The organism is Roseimarinus sediminis, from assembly GCF_050433125.1.
GTDB classification, from domain to species: domain Bacteria; phylum Bacteroidota; class Bacteroidia; order Bacteroidales; family Prolixibacteraceae; genus Roseimarinus; species Roseimarinus sediminis.
Window position 1 is genome coordinate 556433 of the sequence record NZ_JBNPXV010000001.1, and the last position, 19691, is coordinate 576123.

At 46.3% G+C, this 19691-nt stretch carries 10 protein-coding genes; 5 read left to right on the top strand and 5 right to left on the bottom strand.

Features of this window, described 5'->3' with window-relative positions:
• Positions 1–38 precede the first annotated feature (38 nt).
• Positions 39–1103 (top strand): magnesium/cobalt transporter CorA, encoded by a 1065-nt coding sequence (corA, locus tag FHS86_RS02205; RefSeq protein WP_429410664.1) that lies wholly within the window; start codon positions 39–41, stop codon positions 1101–1103.
• An 88-nt stretch (positions 1104–1191) separates the two neighbouring features.
• Here the strand turns inward: corA and cobA are convergent, their stop codons facing one another.
• From cobA to FHS86_RS02230, 5 genes are all read right to left on the bottom strand, one after another.
• Positions 1192–2001 (bottom strand): uroporphyrinogen-III C-methyltransferase, encoded by an 810-nt coding sequence (gene cobA / locus FHS86_RS02210; RefSeq protein WP_429410667.1) that lies wholly within the window; start codon positions 1999–2001, stop codon positions 1192–1194.
• A 120-nt stretch (positions 2002–2121) separates the two neighbouring features.
• Positions 2122–2961 carry an NAD(P)-binding domain-containing protein gene (locus tag FHS86_RS02215; protein WP_429410669.1) on the bottom strand — a complete coding sequence of 280 codons (840 nt, stop codon included), beginning with the start codon at positions 2959–2961 and terminating at the stop codon, positions 2122–2124.
• Between the two features lie 27 nt (positions 2962–2988).
• The gene (cysI, locus tag FHS86_RS02220; protein ID WP_429410671.1) at positions 2989–4686 is read right to left on the bottom strand and encodes an assimilatory sulfite reductase (NADPH) hemoprotein subunit; all 1698 of its coding nucleotides are present in this window, start codon (positions 4684–4686) and stop codon (positions 2989–2991) included.
• A gap of 38 nt (positions 4687–4724) precedes the next feature.
• Positions 4725–6509: an assimilatory sulfite reductase (NADPH) flavoprotein subunit gene (locus tag FHS86_RS02225; protein WP_429410673.1), complete on the bottom strand. Its 1785-nt coding sequence runs from the start codon at positions 6507–6509 to the stop codon at positions 4725–4727.
• Positions 6509–6973: a precorrin-2 dehydrogenase/sirohydrochlorin ferrochelatase family protein gene (locus tag FHS86_RS02230; protein WP_429410675.1), complete on the bottom strand. Its 465-nt coding sequence runs from the start codon at positions 6971–6973 to the stop codon at positions 6509–6511. The genes FHS86_RS02225 and FHS86_RS02230 overlap by 1 nt, the downstream gene beginning before the upstream one ends.
• 482 nt (positions 6974–7455) lie before the next feature.
• Between FHS86_RS02230 and FHS86_RS02235 the strand changes: the two genes are divergently transcribed.
• From FHS86_RS02235 to FHS86_RS02250, 4 genes are all read left to right on the top strand, one after another.
• Complete coding sequence (locus FHS86_RS02235; protein ID WP_429410678.1) at positions 7456–11574, top strand: hybrid sensor histidine kinase/response regulator transcription factor; 4119 nt, start codon at positions 7456–7458, stop codon at positions 11572–11574.
• Between the two features lie 372 nt (positions 11575–11946).
• Entirely contained in the window at positions 11947–14775 is a 2829-nt protein-coding gene (locus tag FHS86_RS02240; protein WP_429410680.1) for a TIM-barrel domain-containing protein, read from the top strand.
• Between the two features lie 42 nt (positions 14776–14817).
• Positions 14818–18021 (top strand): SusC/RagA family TonB-linked outer membrane protein, encoded by a 3204-nt coding sequence (locus tag FHS86_RS02245; protein ID WP_429410682.1) that lies wholly within the window; start codon positions 14818–14820, stop codon positions 18019–18021.
• Between the two features lie 20 nt (positions 18022–18041).
• Positions 18042–19676 carry a RagB/SusD family nutrient uptake outer membrane protein gene (locus FHS86_RS02250; protein ID WP_429410684.1) on the top strand — a complete coding sequence of 545 codons (1635 nt, stop codon included), beginning with the start codon at positions 18042–18044 and terminating at the stop codon, positions 19674–19676.
• Positions 19677–19691: the final 15 nt, after the last annotated feature.

Genomic DNA, 19691 nt, shown 5'->3' on the forward strand with positions numbered 1-19691 from the left:
GCATTTTAGCCAACACTACTAATTTGAAAACATAGACGATGGCACGCTTTCTAAAAAACAGAAAAGTATTAGTAGATAAATCACCCGGTTCGCTCACCTTCATAGGAAGGAAGAAGATGGAAGCAACACGGTTCAGGATGACCGTTTATGACGACAGCCACCTGGCCGAATATGAGGAGGCCGATCTGATGAAACTGCTTGCTCACGTCGATGAAAGCCGGATCAACTGGATCAATATCGACGGGCTGCACGATGCAGGCGTGATTTCAAAAATTGGAAAGCGCTTCAATATCTCTCCACTTGTACTTGATGACATCGTCAATACCGATCAGCGACCCAAGTTGGTTGATGATGGTGGAAACAAGGTAGTATTTTTGAAACAGCTTACTTTTAACGAGACTGAAAAGTCGGTGTCGGCTGAGCAGATTACCCTTGTGCTGGGATCTTTCTATGTAATTTCGTTTCAGGAAAAAGTCGGCGGGTTTTTCAATCCAATCAGGGAACGGCTTCGTCAGAACATAGGTAAACTAAGAGTAAGTAAGTCCGATTACCTGCTCTATAGGATCATCGACACCATCGTCGATAATTACCTCTTGTGTGTGAGTGCCATTGGTGAACTGGTCGAAGAAAACGAAGAACACATCATCACCAGCAACAGCAAGGAAACCATAGAGAAAATTTACAGACAGAAGATGGAAATTAGTTTCATACGCAAAGCCGTACGACCTGCTGTTGATATCTCAAAAAAGCTGAAGGTTTCCGATGGCGATCTGATTAAGGAAAGCTCAATGCCTTTCTTTGCCGATCTGGATGATTTGCTTACCCACACCCTTGAATCGGTCGAAGTATATCATGCAATGATCAGTGATCAGCTGAACATCTACAATACCCGGTTGAGCAACAGTGCCAACGATGTAATGAAGGTGCTGACCATTTTTGCTGCCATTTTTATTCCACTCACCTTTGTGGCCGGTGTATATGGCACCAACTTCGACTATGTACCGGAACTTCATTATCGTTACAGTTATTTCATCATGTGGGGCCTTATGATTGTCATGGCCCTTGTGATGCTGTACTTTTTCCGAAAAAAGAAATGGCTCTGAGTATGAATTTAGCGGAGTTTGTCAACCTTTTCAAAGCAGGAGATAAGCGATTTGTTCTTCTGCTTTTGCCGGATGAATGCATTAATTTTCAACAGCTAAGTCCTGTCTGTAAATGTAGCCGGGGTTGAATTGCTTGCTTCTCAGTACCCTTCCGGCTTTCCTCTTCACAAATTATTTCAGCATATTTTCCAATGAGTATCATGGCCGGGGTGGCGGGCCGGTGCAAAAGAATGAGCGAAGCAATGTTGGCCAGCGTTCCACAGAGTGATTCACTGCCTGGGTGTGAAACCTTCGAAAGGATATTCACGCGGGTGTTTGCCTCAACGCCGGCCTGAATAAGTGCGTCGGCCAGGGCGCCCAGGTTTTTCAGTCCCATGTAGAGCGAAACTGTTGAACTGGCTTTAAGTACTTCCACCACCGTGCCCAGCTGGTCGAAACGGCCGTTGGTACGGCTGCCGGTGTATAATAAAACCATGGAACTGTTGTTACGTTCGGTAAGCGGAATTTCAAACTCACAGGCGGCAGCCATGGCAGCGGTAATGCCCGGAATCACTTCATAGCGTAGTCGATTTTGTCTGCAAAATCGGATTTCTTCGGCTCCCCGTCCAAAAATCATCGGATCGCCTCCTTTGAGTCTTACCACCTTTTTTCCCTTTCGGGCCATGCGTAACAGTGTTTGATGAATAGCCTCCTGGCGAAGTTGTTGGTTTTGTCCGTCGTTGGCCAGCTTGCCTGCATAAATGAAGAGGGCTTCAGGGGGTGCCAGTCTGAGCAGGGCATCTCCCGGCAAGGCATCGTACAGCACAACATCGGCCTGTTCTAATCTTTTACGGGCCTTTACAGTGATGAGTTCAGGGTCGCCGGGACCGGCACCTGTGATCGAAATAAGATGTTTCATATCTAATAGTGGCTTTGGCTTGTTGGCAACGAAGTGCCGGAACCGAAAGCTCTTTTTAAGTTTGAATGAAATAAATGAATGGAAATAGTGAATAGTCACCCTAAAAAACAGGTCTTCGCTTTAAGAAGAAATGGCTGTTTCGTTGAGATAATTAATCGGATTGGGATACTTAAACTGGTAGCCCAGCTGATCGCTCAGTTTTTCACTGCTCACAATTTTGAATTTCAAAGCAGAAGCATGATCAAAAACCGGAGCCTCTACACCTGCCGCTTTAGCAGCCGCAGTGTAAAAATCCTTTCTGGTGGGGTGTTGCGGACAACAGGCATTAATGATTTCTCCCCCGATGTTTTCTTCAATTACATGCTGAATGATCCCAATACAGTCGTCAAGCACAATTAAATTGACAGGTTTGTCGCCTTCGGTGTTGACCGTCCCGGGACGCATAAAGCGGTGGGGATGTCGTCCGGGGCCAATGAGCCCGCCAAAGCGGATGACAGTGGTTTCAAAGTTTTGCTGCGAGTTGAGCACCTTTTCTGCTTCAAGACAGGCAATGCCACTGGCCTTTTCGGGCCGAAGTTCATCCGCTTCAGTGACCGTACCATTAATTTCGGGATATACCGAGGTGGACGACACAAATATTACTTCGGCAATGGCTGAATGATTGATGTAGGGAAGTAATTGCCGTAGTTGATTGGGATAGATGTTTTCAATGGCATCGACACGGGCAGGTGGAAAGTTAATGATTAGCACATCGGCATCAAAGAAGTCTTCATTGCTGATATCAATCGCATTCGAAAAAAGCTTTAAAACCGATACGTCCCATCCATCCTCTGACAGGCGGGCAGCTTTTTCCTCATTGCTAACAGAACCTCTTACCCGGTATCCTTTTTTTAGCAGGCTTTCAGCGAGTGGTAGGCCCAGCCAACCTAAACCCAATATGGCAATTGTTTTATTTATCATGTCGAATAATTATGCAATTTAAATCATTTAATGTTTAAAGTCACGTCCTTCTCTGATTTCATTAACAATTTTTTTTCGCAGAACGAAATCTCCGAAGCGCTCTCCTTGTTTTCTATCGCCGCTGTACGCTGCAATGATGGGGTTGAGCGCATCAAGAATTTCTGCTTCATTCAGATTTTCAGCATAAAGTGTATTAAGTCGCTGACCTGTAAAACTTCCTCCCAGGTATAGGTTGTAACGTCCGGGAGCTTTTCCTATCAGTCCGATTTCAGCCAGATAGGGTCGACCGCAACCATTTGGACAACCGGTCATTCTGATCACGATTTCATCGTCAAAGAGCCCGTGTTTTTCCAGTTGGGATTCAATTTGAGAGATCAGGTGAGGCAGATAACGTTCGGCTTCAGCAAAAGCCAGCGGGCAGGTGTTCAATGCTACGCACGAAATTGAGTTGCGTCGCAGCCCCGAAAGCAGTCCGTTTTTTATCTGGTACTTTTTTAGTAACTGATTGATTTTTTTCTTTGTTGGTGCCAAAGCGCCCGCTATAATCAGGTTTTGATTACCGGTAAGAATAAAACTACCGTCGTGAATTTTGGCCATTTCACGCAGGGCCGTTTTTAGCTTAAAGGCTTCCTGATCTTTTACACGTCCTCCTTCAACGAAAAGGGTGTAGCTCCATCGCCCGTCGGTTCCTTTTTTCCATCCATAACGGTCGCCATTCCGAATAAAGTGGAAAGGTCTGGCTTCCTGTAGGCGAAAGGCCAGTTGTTCGTAAACTAATTCGGTGAAATGTTCAAGCCCCAGCCGGTCGATGGTGTATTTCAACCGGGCCTGTTTACGGTCTTGCCGGTTGCCGTGTTCACGTTGTACAAGCACTATTTTCTCAGCCACATCGATCAATTGAGCGGGGGTACAAAAACCAATCACATTGCCCAGGCGTGGATAGGTTGCTCCGTTGCCAAAGGTCGATCCCAATCCTCCACCTACTGTTACATTGAAACCAATAATCTGTTCCTTCTCAACAATTGCAATGAAGCCGAGATCCTGTGAAAAAACGTCGCAATCGTTGTAGGGTGGTATTACCAGCCCGATTTTAAACTTTCGGGGCAGGTAGGTTTTCCCGTAAATGGGTTCATCATCTGTCTGACCTCCGGCTACCAATTGCTTGTCAAGCCATATTTCGTGGTAAGCCTTTGTTTTAGGACTAAGATGAAGCGACAGTTCATTGGCCAGCTTGATCAATTCGGCATGTGCCGCCGATTCGGCCGGATTAGGGTGACACATCACATTACGGTTCACGTCACCACAGGCTGCAATGGTGTCAAGCAGACTGTCGTTGATGCTGCTGATGGTTTCTTTCAGCTTCCATTTTAAAACTCCATGGAGCTGAAAGGCCTGGCGCGTAGTTAGTTTCAGTGTATGGTTGGCATATTGGTCAGCCAGCTGATCCATATGCAGCCACTGCGAGGGAGAGACCAGGCCTCCCGGCATTCTTAACCTGATTAAGAAGGACCAGGCCGGCTCGAGTTTCTGGTGTTTTCGCTCTTTTTCGACATCGCGGTCGTATTGCTGATAAATTCCGTGGAACTTGGAGAGCTGTCGGTCGTTAGCTGCTATGGCTCCGCTTATTGGGTCGGCAAGGCTCTCCTTTATTGTTCCACGTAAATAATTGCTGTCGTATTTTATTTTTTCAACCTCCGATAAGGTGGTCCAGTCGATTGTACTCATTTTTCTTATTTTTGATTGCTTAAACTGATTTGCTTCATTTAATAGACATCAAGCTGGTAACGCTTTTCGTGTTTTAACTGGTGCAGATAGGCTTCGGCCTTTTCATGGCTAATGCCTCCCTGGGTTTTGATGATCTCGAGTAAGGATGAATGAACATCGTTAAACATCTTTTTGCGGTCGCCACAAATGTATAAGTGGGCTCCCTTTTGCAGCCATCCGTAGATCTCGGATGATTTTTCCTGCAGTTTGTGCTGAACATAAACTTTTTGTTGCTGATCGCGTGAGAAGGCAAGGTCGATGTGGCCGAGTACGCCGTCGCTTACAAATTTTTGCCATTCTACCTGATACAGAAAATCGTTGCTGAAGGTGCGTTCACCAAAAATGAGCCAACTGTTGTTTTTACGGCCTCTGTTTTGAAGCTCCTGCATAAAAGCACGGTAGGGGGCAACACCGGTTCCGGCTCCGATCATGATGAGCGGTGTTTGTTCTCCCTGCGGTAATCTGAAATTGATGTTCTTCTCGATAAAAACCGGGATTTTTTCATTTTCGCGCAAACGCTCCGAAATATAACTTGAACATGCGCCCTTTCTTTTTCTGCTGTTTCGTTCAAAATCGACCTTGGCCACTGCAAAATGTACCTCGTCGGGGTTGGCTTCCAGGCTCGATGCAATGGAATAGAGCCGTGGCGGCAAATAGCGCAAAACAGAAATGAGTTGGGCTGGTTTGAGGCCGATCGGGAAGTCGCTGAGCAGGTCAAGCAGGTCGCTGCCATCGAGGTAGCTTTCGAGGGCTTCGGAATCTGACAGGAGTTGTTCCAGTTTTTTGTTTTCACCCAGTGCCAGATAGTCTTCAAGCACCTTGCGGTTGAGCACTGTTATTTCGAAATGATGATACAGCGCTTCATAAAGTGTAACATCGTCGTAGCGGGTGGTTACCGTACTGTTGGGGTTAAAGCCGGTGTGTTCAATCAGCTGATCGACCAATTCGGGCGGGTTGTTGGTGAAAACTCCGATGGCATCGCCGGGTTCGTAATGTAAACCGGAGCCTTCGAGTGATAGCTCAATGTGCCAAACTTCCTTGTCGGAGTTTCTCCCGGTAATTTTTCTGCGATCGAGTACTTCGGCATAGAAGGGATTGAGCTTTGAATACTTCGATACTGTATTTTTTTCGCTGTTTTCAGTTTGTTTTTCAGGCTGTTTCTGTTTTTGAGTTTCAATTTTTTCTAGCAACTGTTTGATCCACTTTGCGGCATCGGCTTCATAGTCGACATCGCATTTGAGCAAAGGCAGCAATGCTTTACCACCAAGCTCACCAAACGCAGTATTGAAATCGATGCCTGTTTTGCAGAAATACTGATAGCTGCGGTCGCCCAGAGCCAGTACGGCATACTTCAGGTTCGGAGCCTTGGCCTTTTTGCTGTGTACATAGTCATGAAGGGCCTCGGCCATTAAAGGCGGTTCGCCTTCTCCATGAGTACTTACAATGAGTGCCAGCTGTTCTTCCTTGTTCAGGTCGCGCACCTTGTAGTTGTCGAGGCTCGAAAGTTTTACTTTAATGCCTTGCTGTCGGGCTAAAGTGGCCAGTTGCCCGGCAATTTGTTCGCTGTGGCCGGTATGGGTACCGTAAAGTACGGTGAGCGTTTGTTGCTCAGAATCATTGTTTATGTGCGACCCGACAGTTTCGGAAATACGGCCGTTTAGCTTTTGCGAAAGCCCGCTAATGTAGCCGCTAAGCCACAATAACTGGCTGGAAGTAGCATTGTGCAGCAGTTCTTTCAGTTCTTGCTGTTGCTGCGCTGTAAAGGGTTGTAGTGAATTGCTCATCAATCGATAATTTTGTGGATGTTTTTATTTAAGTAGTCCTGAAGGTGATTTCTTAGTTTAATTGAATGAAATACGTTTTCTCCGTTGGAAGAAACGGCCACCGTAATATTTTCTTTCTGGTAAACAGCAGGTGAAATAAACTGACAAAGTGCCGGTTTATCGTGAATATTGACCAGGATTCCTTTCTCCCGGGCATCGGCCACAATACTGCGATCTATTACTTCGTCATCGATACAGGAATATACCATTAAACAGTTGTCAAGATCGGCCGCTTCATAATTTTTTACGGTGTATTTTACGCCCAGCTGCTGAAGCTCAGCACAAACCGATTGGGCAACTACCTCGATGTTGGCACCAAAGCGCTGTAAGATCTGAATCTTCGATACGGCATCCTTACCTCCTCCAAGTACCAGAATTTTTTCACCGGTGATGTCGATGCTTACCGGCAGATACTTTTTCTTCATTGTGGTGTTTTTGGCTCCTGTTGGTCTTTGTTTTGTCATGGCTTGTTTTATGGAATAAAAAAAGCCCCTCCGGAAATCCGGAAGGGCTGATTGCATATTAATTTACTATGTCTAAATCTAGCTATACACGAAACCCTTCCGTACCAAAAAAGCACAGCACATACACATCATCATCATGATGAAGGCATGGCTTTTTGTACTGTTTGAAGAGTTGAAATTCATACTGAATGTGACCTATATAACTGTTAATGTGTGTTTGAAATAGATTATCCGGAATTACTTCCGTAACTATACTACAAATATAGTAGGATAAAATTGAATAAAACAAGCGATTGGCTTATAAATTTGAATTAAAAAACATATTTTGCTTATAAATTAACATCTTGTCTTGGTGGTGTTGACAAAAGAGCAGGTAGTAGTAATCAAATACGCAGTTGATTTTTTATTGGAATCAATGAGATCGTGTTAATTTTACGCAAAGAATGAAAAACCTTATTTTGTATATCCTGCTGGTGTGCTCATTTGGGGCTGTTACAGCCCGGGAGCAGTCAATGCAGTTCAAGCACCTCGACATTACCAACGGCTTGCCAAGTAATCAGGTTGTGTCCTTATTTCAGGACAGTCGTGGCTTAATCTGGATTGGAACCGTGAATGGCCTTTGTTCATTCGATGGTTACAATACGATCGTTTATCAAAAGGTGAAGGGAGATACATCTTCGCTACCCGATAATATTGTCAATAATATTTATGAGGACCACAATGGTTGTTTATGGATTATGGGGCCAGACATTATTTCAATTTTCGATCCGCATACGGCCCGTTTTAGTTCCGATCATCCGCTTTTTCATCACGATATAGGGCTTCCACATAATAATTACATCGATTTGTTTACCGATGAACAAAATAATTTCTGGCTCGTTCATCGCGAGATGGGGATATACTGTTACCAGCCAGAACAAGACACACTGCTTCATGCAGCATGCGGCAGTGAATTAATGCCCTACGAAATCAACGATATTAGTATTGACTCTTCAGGGCGCTTTTGGATCATCAACAGGGCCAGGGCAGTTGAGGTTTTTGATCCTGACTTGTTCCGCGTTGTAAAGCGTTATGATTCGGTTTTAAATGAAATACCCGAATCGGAAAATGATTACAATTTGACCCTCGATCAAAACGATCACGCCTGGATTTTCGCCGTTCAGGATGAAAACGGAGTGTTTTCTTTTAATCCTGAATTACTGGAGGTAAAGCATTACAGCAGTCGATCGGAAAAATACCGACTAAGTCACGACAATATTGCCTGTATTAATATCGACCAGCAGGGACGTGTTTTGATTGGAACCGACCATGGGGGGCTGAATGTAATTGACCTGCAAACAGGTGATTTGTCGGTATATCAGTACGAACATGGCGATAAAAACAGCATTTCGCAAAACAGTGTTATTTCGCTTCTTGTTGATAAGCACAATATAATTTGGGTGGGTACTTATAAGAAAGGCCTGAATTACTTTCATCCCGATTTGTTTAAGTTTAGGACTTATACATTGAATCCTTCACGCGAAAACTGGCTGAGTAACGAGGATGTAAACACCTTTGCCGAGGATGAAAAAGGAAATTTGTGGATAGGTACCAATGGTGGCGGCTTGATTTATTTCAACCGCAAGGAGAATACCTTCAAAACCTACAGGCACGATCCGGCCAATGCCAACAGTCTAAGTAGTGATGTGATTGTCGATATGTGCATCGATCATCAGGGAGATCTGTGGCTGGGAACCTATCTGGGCGGACTGAATCATTTCGACGGCAGTCGTTTTACCCGCTATCAGCACAATCCGGCCAATGCCCGGTCGTTGCCCGGAAACAATGTTTGGACTGTTTACGAAGACAAGAGTCATAAACTGTGGATTGGAACACTGGGCGACGGAATAGCCGTTTTCGATCGCGAAACACAGAGCTTTAACCGCATTGAACCTTTTGAAGATCCTTTGCCGGGTGCAAATTTCATCATGTCGGTCACCGAAGATCCCGATCACAACATATGGTTTGCCACCGCCAATGGCGTCGATTTGTACGACAAACGCACGGGCCGGTTTATTCGCTTTATCAAAGATGATAAGTCACCCAATTCGATCAGCAGCAATTCGGTACTCGATATTTACAGCGACAGTCGTGGTTGGATATGGATGGCCACCCGCGAACGGTTGAATTTCTACGATCCGGCAACTCAGAAATTTGTAGACCTGGGTGAGGAAATTGGTATCCCCGATAACAACATTCTGACCTTGCTCGAAGCTCATGACGGCAACATGTGGATGGCAACACCCCAGGGGCTGACTAATTTGATTATTTATACTGACGAAGAGGGACAGCCTTCATTTAAAACCAAAAATTACGATGAAAAGGATGGCTTACACGGCATCGAATTCAACGAACATGCTGCCCTTAGAACCAACGATGGTTCCTTGATTTTTGGTGGTTCCGATGGTTTTAGCATTTTCCATCCAGAAAACTTGAACACATCGATGATTGATCCAAAAGTGCTTTTTACCGGATTGAAAGTGCAAAACAAAAAGGTGGAAGTGGGTCAGGAAATAAATGAAAGAATCTTATTGACCAAGGAACTTAATCATGTTGAAAACATCACCTTAAGGCACTTTGAAAAGACTTTTTCTGTTAGCTTTTCGGCCATTAATTACCTGAATCCAGAAAAAACAAATTTTCATTATTTGCTCGACGGATTTAATGAAGAGTGGATTACTACCACTCCCGCAGGCAGGGAGGTGACTTATACCAATCTTCATCCCGGCGATTATCAGCTACGGGTGTATGTGTCAGATCTTGAAAATGAAATGAAATCGGAAGAAATCAGTCTCTCCATAACAATTCTTCCTCCTTTTTGGAAAACCAAATGGGCTTATTCAATTTACCTGGTTGTTACACTGCTTTCCATTTTTTATGCCATTCAACTGATTATAAGCCGTGAGCGCAATCGTTTTCTGATTCAGAAAGAAAGGCTCGAGACGGCCAGGGTACATGAAATGGACCTGCTGAAACTCAAGTTCTTTACCAACATCAGTCATGAATTTCGTACGCCCTTAACCCTGATTCTTTCGCCGCTTGAGCAGATAATCTCAACAACACCCGATGGGAAGAACCGTGATCAGTTGCGCTTAATGCAACGCAATGCACGGCGTTTGCTCAACCTGATCAATCAGTTGCTCGATTTTAGAAGACTCGAAGTACAGGGCTTGAATCTCGAAGTAAGTGAAGGCGAACTGGTTGCCTTTTGTCGTGAGGCCACTGAGTCGTTCTCCGATCTGGCTGCCAGTCGTAACATTCAGCTGCAGTTTGAATCGAATGCTGAAACCTTGAAGGCCTCACTCGATTATGATAAGATTGAAAAAATTGTGTTTAACCTGCTTTCGAATGCCTTTAAGTTTACGCCCGAAAATGGAAAAATTTCGGTTTCGCTTTCTTTCATTGATGGGGAGCAGGGTGCTTTCCGTCTTGAAGTGAAAGATACAGGAATAGGAATTCCGAAGGACAAGCGGGAAATCATTTTTGAGCGTTTTGTGCAAAATACACACGAAGGCAATATGGTAAGCCGGGGCAGTGGAATAGGTCTTTCGCTTACCCGCGAATTTGTGCAAATGCACGAAGGAACCATTGCTGTGGAGAGTGTTCCGGGTGTGGGTAGTTCATTTGAAGTGCTTATTCCGCTTCAACGTGAATTCAAAATACAACGGGGCGAAAGCAAATGGCTCGATGAGCGCAGGGGCCCTCAGCCTAAGGTCGAAAAGCAGGAAGTTGAAAACATGAAAGGCGAAAAATGCAGGCTCTTACTGGTCGAGGACAATCCCGACATTCGGTTCTACCTGAAAGATAATTTGAAAGATATTTACGAGATCAAAGAAGCGGGCGATGGTATCTCGGCCTGGGAGCTGATCCCCGAATGGAACCCCGACCTGGTTGTGAGCGACATCATGATGCCCGGGATGGATGGTCTGGAATTGTGCCTTAAAATTAAAAACGATGCACGAACCTCGCACATTCCGGTAATACTGCTTACCGCCCGCACCACCGATCAGCACAAGTACGAAGGCCTGCAGATTGGTGCCGACGACTACATTACCAAACCCTTCAACTTCGAATTGCTGGCTTTACGCATTCGCATGCTCATTGAACGCCGTCAGCAGCAAAGGCAAAAATTCCAGAAGAACTTCGACATTCAACCGTCGGAAATCGAGATCACTTCACTCGACGAGAAATTCCTGAACAAGGTGAAGCAGCTTACCGAAAACTACATGCAGGAACCCGATTTTTCGGTCGAACGGCTCAGCTCGGAAGTCGGTATCAGTCGGGCGCATTTGTACAATAAGCTGCTGGCCTTAACCGGAAAAACACCCATCGAATACATTCGCATCATGCGCATTCGCAGAGCGGCACAGTTGCTGGCCAAAAGCCAGCTAACGGTCATGGAGGTGGCTTATAAAGTAGGCTTTAACGATCCAAGGTATTTTACCAAACACTTTAAGAGTGAGTATGGTATAACGCCTACCCAGTACATTAAGCAAACTTCCTCTACCGACGATAAAGCGTAGCCGGCGGGCATTTGTTCTTTTTAACAGTGCAAAATGTCTACTTAATATTCTTCATTTGTTGTATTGCCGTTTGATATTTTTTACACATCCGGCGACACTGCACTTCCTTTTTATTTCACACCCAATCATTGAATTTTAGCGGCTGGCAGGATGAATACTGTGTTTTTTATACGCATATTCCAAACCAATTCATAATCAATTGTAAGGCTGGTTGTGTGGATGCCTTTTAAAGACAAAAAAGCTAAGAATCACATACAATTGGTACCCCCTGATGTAGCCCTTCTTCTTTACTTTCGTCGTGTTAGAATTTTAAAGCGCAGTATGCATTGGTGCAAAACTGAAGGATTAGAAATTTTTTGAAAGCAAAAAGCGATGAGACAAGGAGTTATTTGGGGTTTATTTTTGATGATCATGCTTTCGTGTGGTCAGTCGGCTGTACAAACTACAGCGAACGGGGTAGTGGTAGCAGTGGAAGAAAGTGCTGAGAAAATCAGGCTTGAAGTATTCAGTGATGAAGTGATCAGGGTGAGCGTGGCCAAAGCAGGTCACGACTTTTCGACCGACACCAGCCTGATGGTTCTGGCGCAGCCCGCCGGGGACACCCGTTGGAATGTAAAGGAAAACGAAGAAGAAATCATCCTTAGCACCTCAAAGTTAAAGGTTCATGTAAACCGGAATACCGGGGCGGTATGCTTCAAAGATGCTTCAGGCAAAGTAATTCTGAAGAATGAAGAAAATGGTGGGCGTTATTACGGAACTCAAATCGATGATCAGCTTCCTGAAAGCGCTATGATGCAGGTGTTTGAGTCGCCTGCCGAGGAAGCCTTCTATGGTCTTGGTCAGCATCAGAACGGAGCATTGAATTACAAAGGGCTCGATGTGGAGCTGCAGCAAAACAACATTGTTGCAGTAGTTCCATTTCTGTATTCGAATAGAAATTATGGCATATTGTGGGACAACTACGCTATCAGTCGTTTTGGCGATCCACGTACCTACGAACCGGTTTCGTCGCTCAAACTATACGATGCCGAAGGAAACGAAGGCGGTTTAACTGCACTTTATTACGACCGGGGGGATCATTTGTACACTAGCCGCATCGAAAATACCATCGATTATACAACGCTCGAAGAGCAGGACAATTACCCTGCTGGTTTTGCCATGGACCACAACAGCACCATTGTATGGGATGGTTTTGTGGAGGCTAAGCAGGCCGGAACCCACAAATTCAAACTTTGGGCTGCAGGTTACTATAAGGTATGGGTCGATGGTGAATTGCTGTTCGATCGTTGGCGACAGTGCTGGAATCCGTGGTTTGTAACATTCCAAATCGACATGGAGCCTGGCCTTAAGCAGCACCTTAAAATTGAATGGAAACCCGATGCCGATGTATCGTACATTGGTTTGACCTGCCTCGACGGATCCTATGCCGACAAGCAGGAAAAACTGTCGCTATCAGCGGAAGACGGAAAACAGATCGATTATTATTTCATTTATGGAAGCAATGCCGATGAAGTGATTTCGGGCTATCGTGAACTTACCGGAAAAGCTCCCATTGTGCCTGCCTGGGCGCTGGGACTGTGGCAAAGCCGTGAGCGTTACAAAACACAGGACGAGCTGCTCGATGTGGTACGCGAATACCGTCGACGTGAAATCCCCCTCGACAACATCGTTCTCGACTGGAATTACTGGCCCCAGGACAAATGGGGTGATCACGATTTCGACCTGGATCGTTTTCCTGACGCCGAAGCCATGATCGATCAGGTGCATGATCTGAATGCCCGCATCATGATTTCAGTTTGGCCCAAATTTTATGTGGGAACCGACAATTATGAAAGGTTCGAAAAAAATGGCTGGCTCTTTACAAAGAATGTTGAACTGGGCAACCGCGACTGGATTGGCGAAGGTTACCTGTCGACTTTCTACGATTCCTATCATCCCGAAGCGCGCAAGGCTTTCTGGAAAGGGCTGAACGAAAAATTATTCAGCAAAGGCATCGATGCCTGGTGGCTCGATGCAACCGAACCCGATATTCACTCCAATGTTTCATTGCGCGAAAAGCAGGAAACCATGACTCCGAATCATCTTGGTTCAGGAAGGGAGTTTTTCAATGCCTATTCGCTGTTGCAGGCCAAAGGCGTGTATGATGGGCAACGTAACACCGATCCCGACAAACGGGTGTTCATCCTTACCCGCTCGATGTACGGAGGTCAGCAACATTATGGGGCGGCTACCTGGAGTGGCGATGTGGTTTCGCGCTGGAGCGACCTGCGCGATCAGTGGGCAGCCGGCATCAATGTGGGGCTTTCTGGCATTCCTTACTGGACGACCGACATTGGTGGTTTTGCCGTTGAAAAGCGCTATGAAAAACCGAATATTGCTGATCAGAAAGAATGGCGCGAGCTGAATACACGCTGGTTCCAGTTTGGAGCTTTCACCCCGCTTTTCCGTATTCACGGGCAATTTCCCTACCGCGAAATTTGGAACATTGCTCCCGAAGGCACTATCGAATACGAATCGATGGTTTATTATACCCAACTGCGTTACCGGCTGATGCCTTACATTTATTCGCTTGCCGGTAAGGCATATCACGATAATTCGACCATAATGCGCGGACTGGTGATGGATTTTGCCACCGATGAGCGCGTAAACAACATTGCCGATCAATACCTCTTTGGGCCTTCGCTCATGGTGTGTCCTGTTGGTGAATTCGGGCAACGCCAACGCGAAGTCTACCTTCCCGAAGGAAGTGCCTGGTACAATTTCTACAGCAATACCTTCTATGAAGGAGGACAAAACATCGCTGCCAATGCACCGCTCGGGCGTATTCCGCTTTTTGTAAAGGCCGGATCGATTGTGCCATTTGGCCCCGAGATTCAATATACTTCAGCACCCAACGACGGGACGCTCAAACTGATGGTGTATACCGGAGCCGATGCCAGCTTCAGCCTTTATGAAGACGAAGGAATCAACTACGATTACGAGCAGGGCGAATTTTCACTGATCGCGATCACTTATGATGAGGCAGCCGGAGCGCTCACCCTGGGCAATCGTCAGGGCGCTTTCGACGGCATGAAAACCGAACGGAAAATCGAGGTTTATTTCATTACTCCCGATGCAAGTACGGGCTTCGACCTGGATGTTCAACCCGCTAAAATAATTATATATGATGGATCGGAGATCACCTTGAGTGCACTGCGATAGCCATCACGACATCTAATTTTCCAATAACTAATCTAAGATTCTATGAAGTTTAAACAAAAAATCGGAGCCAGACTCCGAATGAGTGTACTCAGAATCATTCCCGGTATCGTGTTCGGGATGATCTTTTTGTTGTCTGCTTCTATTTCGCTGCCGGCACTGGCTGTCTCACAGCAAATGGAAGTAACAGGAAAAGTGGTTACAGCTGACGACCAGACGCCCATCATTGGAGCTACAGTTGTAATTAAAGGAACCACACGAGGTACGACTACCGACATCGATGGAAATTTTTCGATTGAGGCATCGGCCGGAGACCTGCTTTTGGTTTCGTTTATTGGCTATGCTCCCCGCGAGCTGGCTGCTGAAAGTTCAAACATGTTGATTGAACTTGAAGAAGAAGTGACCGGCCTCGACGAGGTGGTGGTCATCGGTTATGGTGTTCAGAAAAAGAAACTGAATACCGGCGCAACTACGCAGATGAAAGGCGACTATGTGCAGAAGCTGAGCACAACCAGCCCCCTGCAGGCCATGCAGGGCCAGGCACCGGGTATCAACATTTCGTCCACTTCGGGTCAACCCGGAGCCGATATGAAAGTGACCATTCGTGGTTTGGGAACCGTTGGTAATTCGGGCCCGCTTTACATTATCGATGGGATTGAAGGCGATATTACCAACCTGAATGCAAGCGATATTGAGTCGATCGACATTCTGAAAGATGCTGCTTCGGCCGCAATTTATGGTTCACAGGCTGCCAACGGCGTGGTGCTGGTCACAACCCGCAAGGGAAAAGCCGGTCAGGCCCGTGTAAGTTTCGATGCTTACTACGGACTTCAGAGCGTTGCCCGTACTACCGACATGCTGAATGCATCGGAATATCAGGTGATCATGAACGAACAGGCGCTCAACTCCGGTTCTGCCATGTTTCCCGATTCATTATTTTCAGGTGGTGATACCGATTGGGTAAAGCAGATGTTTTACGACAATGCGGTAAGCCAGAACTACACACTGGGTGTTAGCGGAGGATCGGAATCATCGGTTTATTCCATGTCGCTGAACTACCTCGGCCAGGAAGGAATTGTGGGTGGGCCCGATGTTTCAAATTACGAACGTTACGGTTTTCGTATTAATTCGGAACACCAACTTTACAATGGTGTGCTTACCTTTGGACAGCACCTCAATTTCAACTACAAGAAGAACAACGGTATTTCGGTGGGTAATCAGTACAACAACACCCTCAGGGGGGCTTTTACCACTTCGCCCATTGCTCCGGTGTTCAGCGATAACAACATTTACGACAGCCCGTATAACGACACATCCAATTCAAACTGGTACAAAGGCGATGGCAACCCTTATGGTTCCATGATGACCAATACCAATAACATGAACGATGCTCAAAACATGCTGGCTGACTTTTATGCCGAATTGAGGCCTTTAAAAGGACTTAGCCTGAAAACGCTGGCAGGAATCAACTACTATGCTTCCGATTATCGCAGCTATACTCCCTTGTATCAGTTTTCAATTTATTCGTACAACAACTCTCACACCACCGTGAATCAAAGTATGAGCAAGGGGCACACCCTTACCTGGACCAATACGGCCAACTACAGTTTTGATTTGAACGACGAACATCAGTTCGATGTACTGGGTGGAATGGAAGCCATTCGCTATCAGGGAATCGGCCTTTCGGCTTCGAACTGGAACCTATTGAGCCAATTCGATGATTTTGCCCATGCCTACATCGACAATACAACTGGTCAGGCCAAACTCGACAAGGATGACAATGGTGAAGTGGTAGGAGTGATTGAAACCAAAGGAGTAGGCGGAGGACCCGAAAATCAGACACGTCGCTTGTCATTTTTCGGACGTCTTGCCTACAACTATCAGGAGAAATACATGCTGAATGCCACGCTGCGTGCCGATGGTTCATCGAAGTTCGCTGCCGGCAGTCGCTGGGGTTATTTCCCTTCGGCTTCAGTTGGTTGGGTATTGACCAATGAAAATTTCATGGAAGATGCAGCCGAATGGCTGACATTTTTAAAAATACGTCTCAGCTGGGGTCAGGTGGGTAATCAAAACATCGACGATTTCCAATTTGCCTCGCCCATCAATACTTCAACCAGTTTCTCAGGTGATGATCCGGCGGCCAATTATATTTTCGGTACCACACTCGTAAATACCCCGGGGGCATATCCCAGTCGTTTGTCAAATACCTCACTAAAATGGGAAACCTCTGAACAGACCAACGTGGGTATTGATGCCTATTTCTTCGACAGTCGTCTGGCAGTAAATGGCGATTTCTACATTAAAACCACCAAGGACTGGCTGGTTCAGGCTCCTATTCTGGCAACAGCCGGTGCTGGCGCACCTTTCATCAACGGTGGTGATGTGAAAAATACCGGTGTTGAACTGGCGTTGAGCTGGAACAATTCAGTTGGAGACTTAAATTACAATGTGGGAATCAACGGTGCCTATAACCGCAACGAAGTGGGCAACATTCCCACCGAAGACGGAATCATTCACGGTTTAACCAACATGTTGTACGACAACTCGGAAGAATTTTACCGTGCCGAGAACGGTCATGAAATTGGTTACTTCTGGGGTTACGAAACCGATGGGATTTTCCAGAACGAAGCCGAAATTGCTGCCTGGCGCGAAGCCGGAAACGGCATTCTGCAGGCCAACGTGAAACCCGGCGACGTGCGTTATGTCGATCAGGGAAAAGATGGAAAAATTAATACCGACGACAAAGTAGATCTGGGCTCGGGTATTCCCGATTTTACCTATGGCTTTAATGTAGGCATCGAATACAAGGGCTTTGATTTCTCGATGAATGCCAATGGTGTTTACGGAAACAAGCTTGTTCAGTCGTACCGCAACCATGCCAACAAGCAGGCCAATTATTCTTCGGCCATATTGCAGCGTTGGACCGGCGAAGGAACTTCGGACCGGATTCCACGGGTTACCGAAACCAATGTAAACTGGCAATTTTCCGACCTGTACCTGCACGATGGAAGCTATTTGCGCATCCAGAACATCTCGCTTGGTTACGATTTCAGCCAGCTCGTGAAGTGGAATTACCTGAGTCAGTTCAGGGTGTATGCTTCGGTTCAGAATGCCTTTACCTTTACTACCTACAGTGGCATGGATCCTGAAATTGGTTACGGTACAAGTAGCTGGGTGTCGGGAATCGACCTGGGGTACTATCCCCGTCCGAGGACTTTCCTGCTGGGTGTAAATGTTAAATTTTAATGCTTTAAAATGTAATGAAGATGAATAAATTAAAACAATATATCCTGATTTTTGGAACGATGAGCCTGGGGCTTTTCTCCTGCTCAGAAAGCTTCCTTGATGTGGAACCGCAAACCTCGATTGTCGATCAGAACTTCTACAAAACAATCGACGATGCCGAGATGGCGCTCATTGGCTGTTACGATGGCTATCAGCGCACCAGCTCAAACGGCAACCAGGCTTTTTATGTAACTGCCGAAGTGCTGTCGGACAACTGTTTTGGCGGCACCGGAAATACCGATGGCCGCGGCTATCAGGCACTCGACCGTTTCGACATTGGTGAGTCGCCATCCGACAACAACCTGTTTAACGGAACCTGGAGCGATTACTACGCCGGCATTTTCCGTTGCAACACGCTTTTGCAGAAAATGAATCAGATTGAGTGGGAAGGTAACGATGAAACCCGTGCCCGCATTGAGGGCGAAACCCGCTTTTTGCGTGCCCTGCTGTACTTCGACCTTGTTAGGCTATTCAACGAAGTGCCACTTATACTTGAGCCTACCACCGACAATGTACCTCAGTCGCCTGCTTCGGATACTTACAGGGTAATTGCCGAAGACCTGAAATTTGCCGCTGAGAATATCACTTATCCTGCCTGGTCGGCCGATTGGGCTGCCAACAACGATGGCCGTGCTACTCAGTGGGCTGCCAAGGCCATCCTGGCAAGGGTTTATCTTTTTTATACCGGTTACTATCAGCAGTCCGATTTGGCGGGTGTTGTGAGCAAAGCCGAAGTGCTTCAGGGCCTCGAGGACGTGATTGCCAATGGTGGTTTTGCACTCATTCCTGAATACAAAAACCTGTGGGAAGCTGCTTCTTCAACTCCCAATTTTGAGACCAATACCCTCGAATCGACCTGGGCAGGTCGCGGCAACTCCGAAGCCGTTTTCACCCAGAAATTCAATTTCACCCAGGATTATAATGGCAACCTCGACGGCAACCGCTGGCTGGTGATGATGGGCATGCGTAATACCAACTTCGCACCTTATGGAAAAGGTTGGGGCGCCTGTACGGTGGTTCCGGAGCTGGTCGACGCTTTTGAAAGCGACGATGCCCGTAAAACGGCTTCGGTCATTGACCTTGCGGGGGAAGGCATCGAAGCTGAATTCGATATGAAGGATCAGCGTGAATACACCGGTTACACCAATAAAAAGTACACTCCCATGTGCCTTCCCGACGGAACTACCGCTGTTGATGGTCTGGGCAATGGTGACTTCCAGGTTTCTCAATACCAGGACTTCATTGTCGTGCGTTATGCCGATGTTCTGCTGATGGCCGCCGAACTGGGAAGTGCCAGTGCACAGACTTATTTCGACCAGGTGCGTCAGCGTGCCGGATTGGACCCAAAGCCGGTTTCGCAGGCAAACATCTTAGAGGAACGCCGTTTTGAATTTGCCTTTGAAGGATTGCGTTATTACGACCTGCTGCGTCAGGGCCTTGAAAATGCAGCCACTGAACTGGCCATGAGCAATGTGGCCGTTTTGAGTGGAAATGCTGCTGATTTTGTGAGCATAAGCAAGGACAACATACTGGTGACCAAAGGATTTATGCAAATTCCGAATACGCAGATTACCTTGTCGGATGGTGTGTTGAAACAAAACCCAGGATGGGAATAACCTAAAAATTACAGA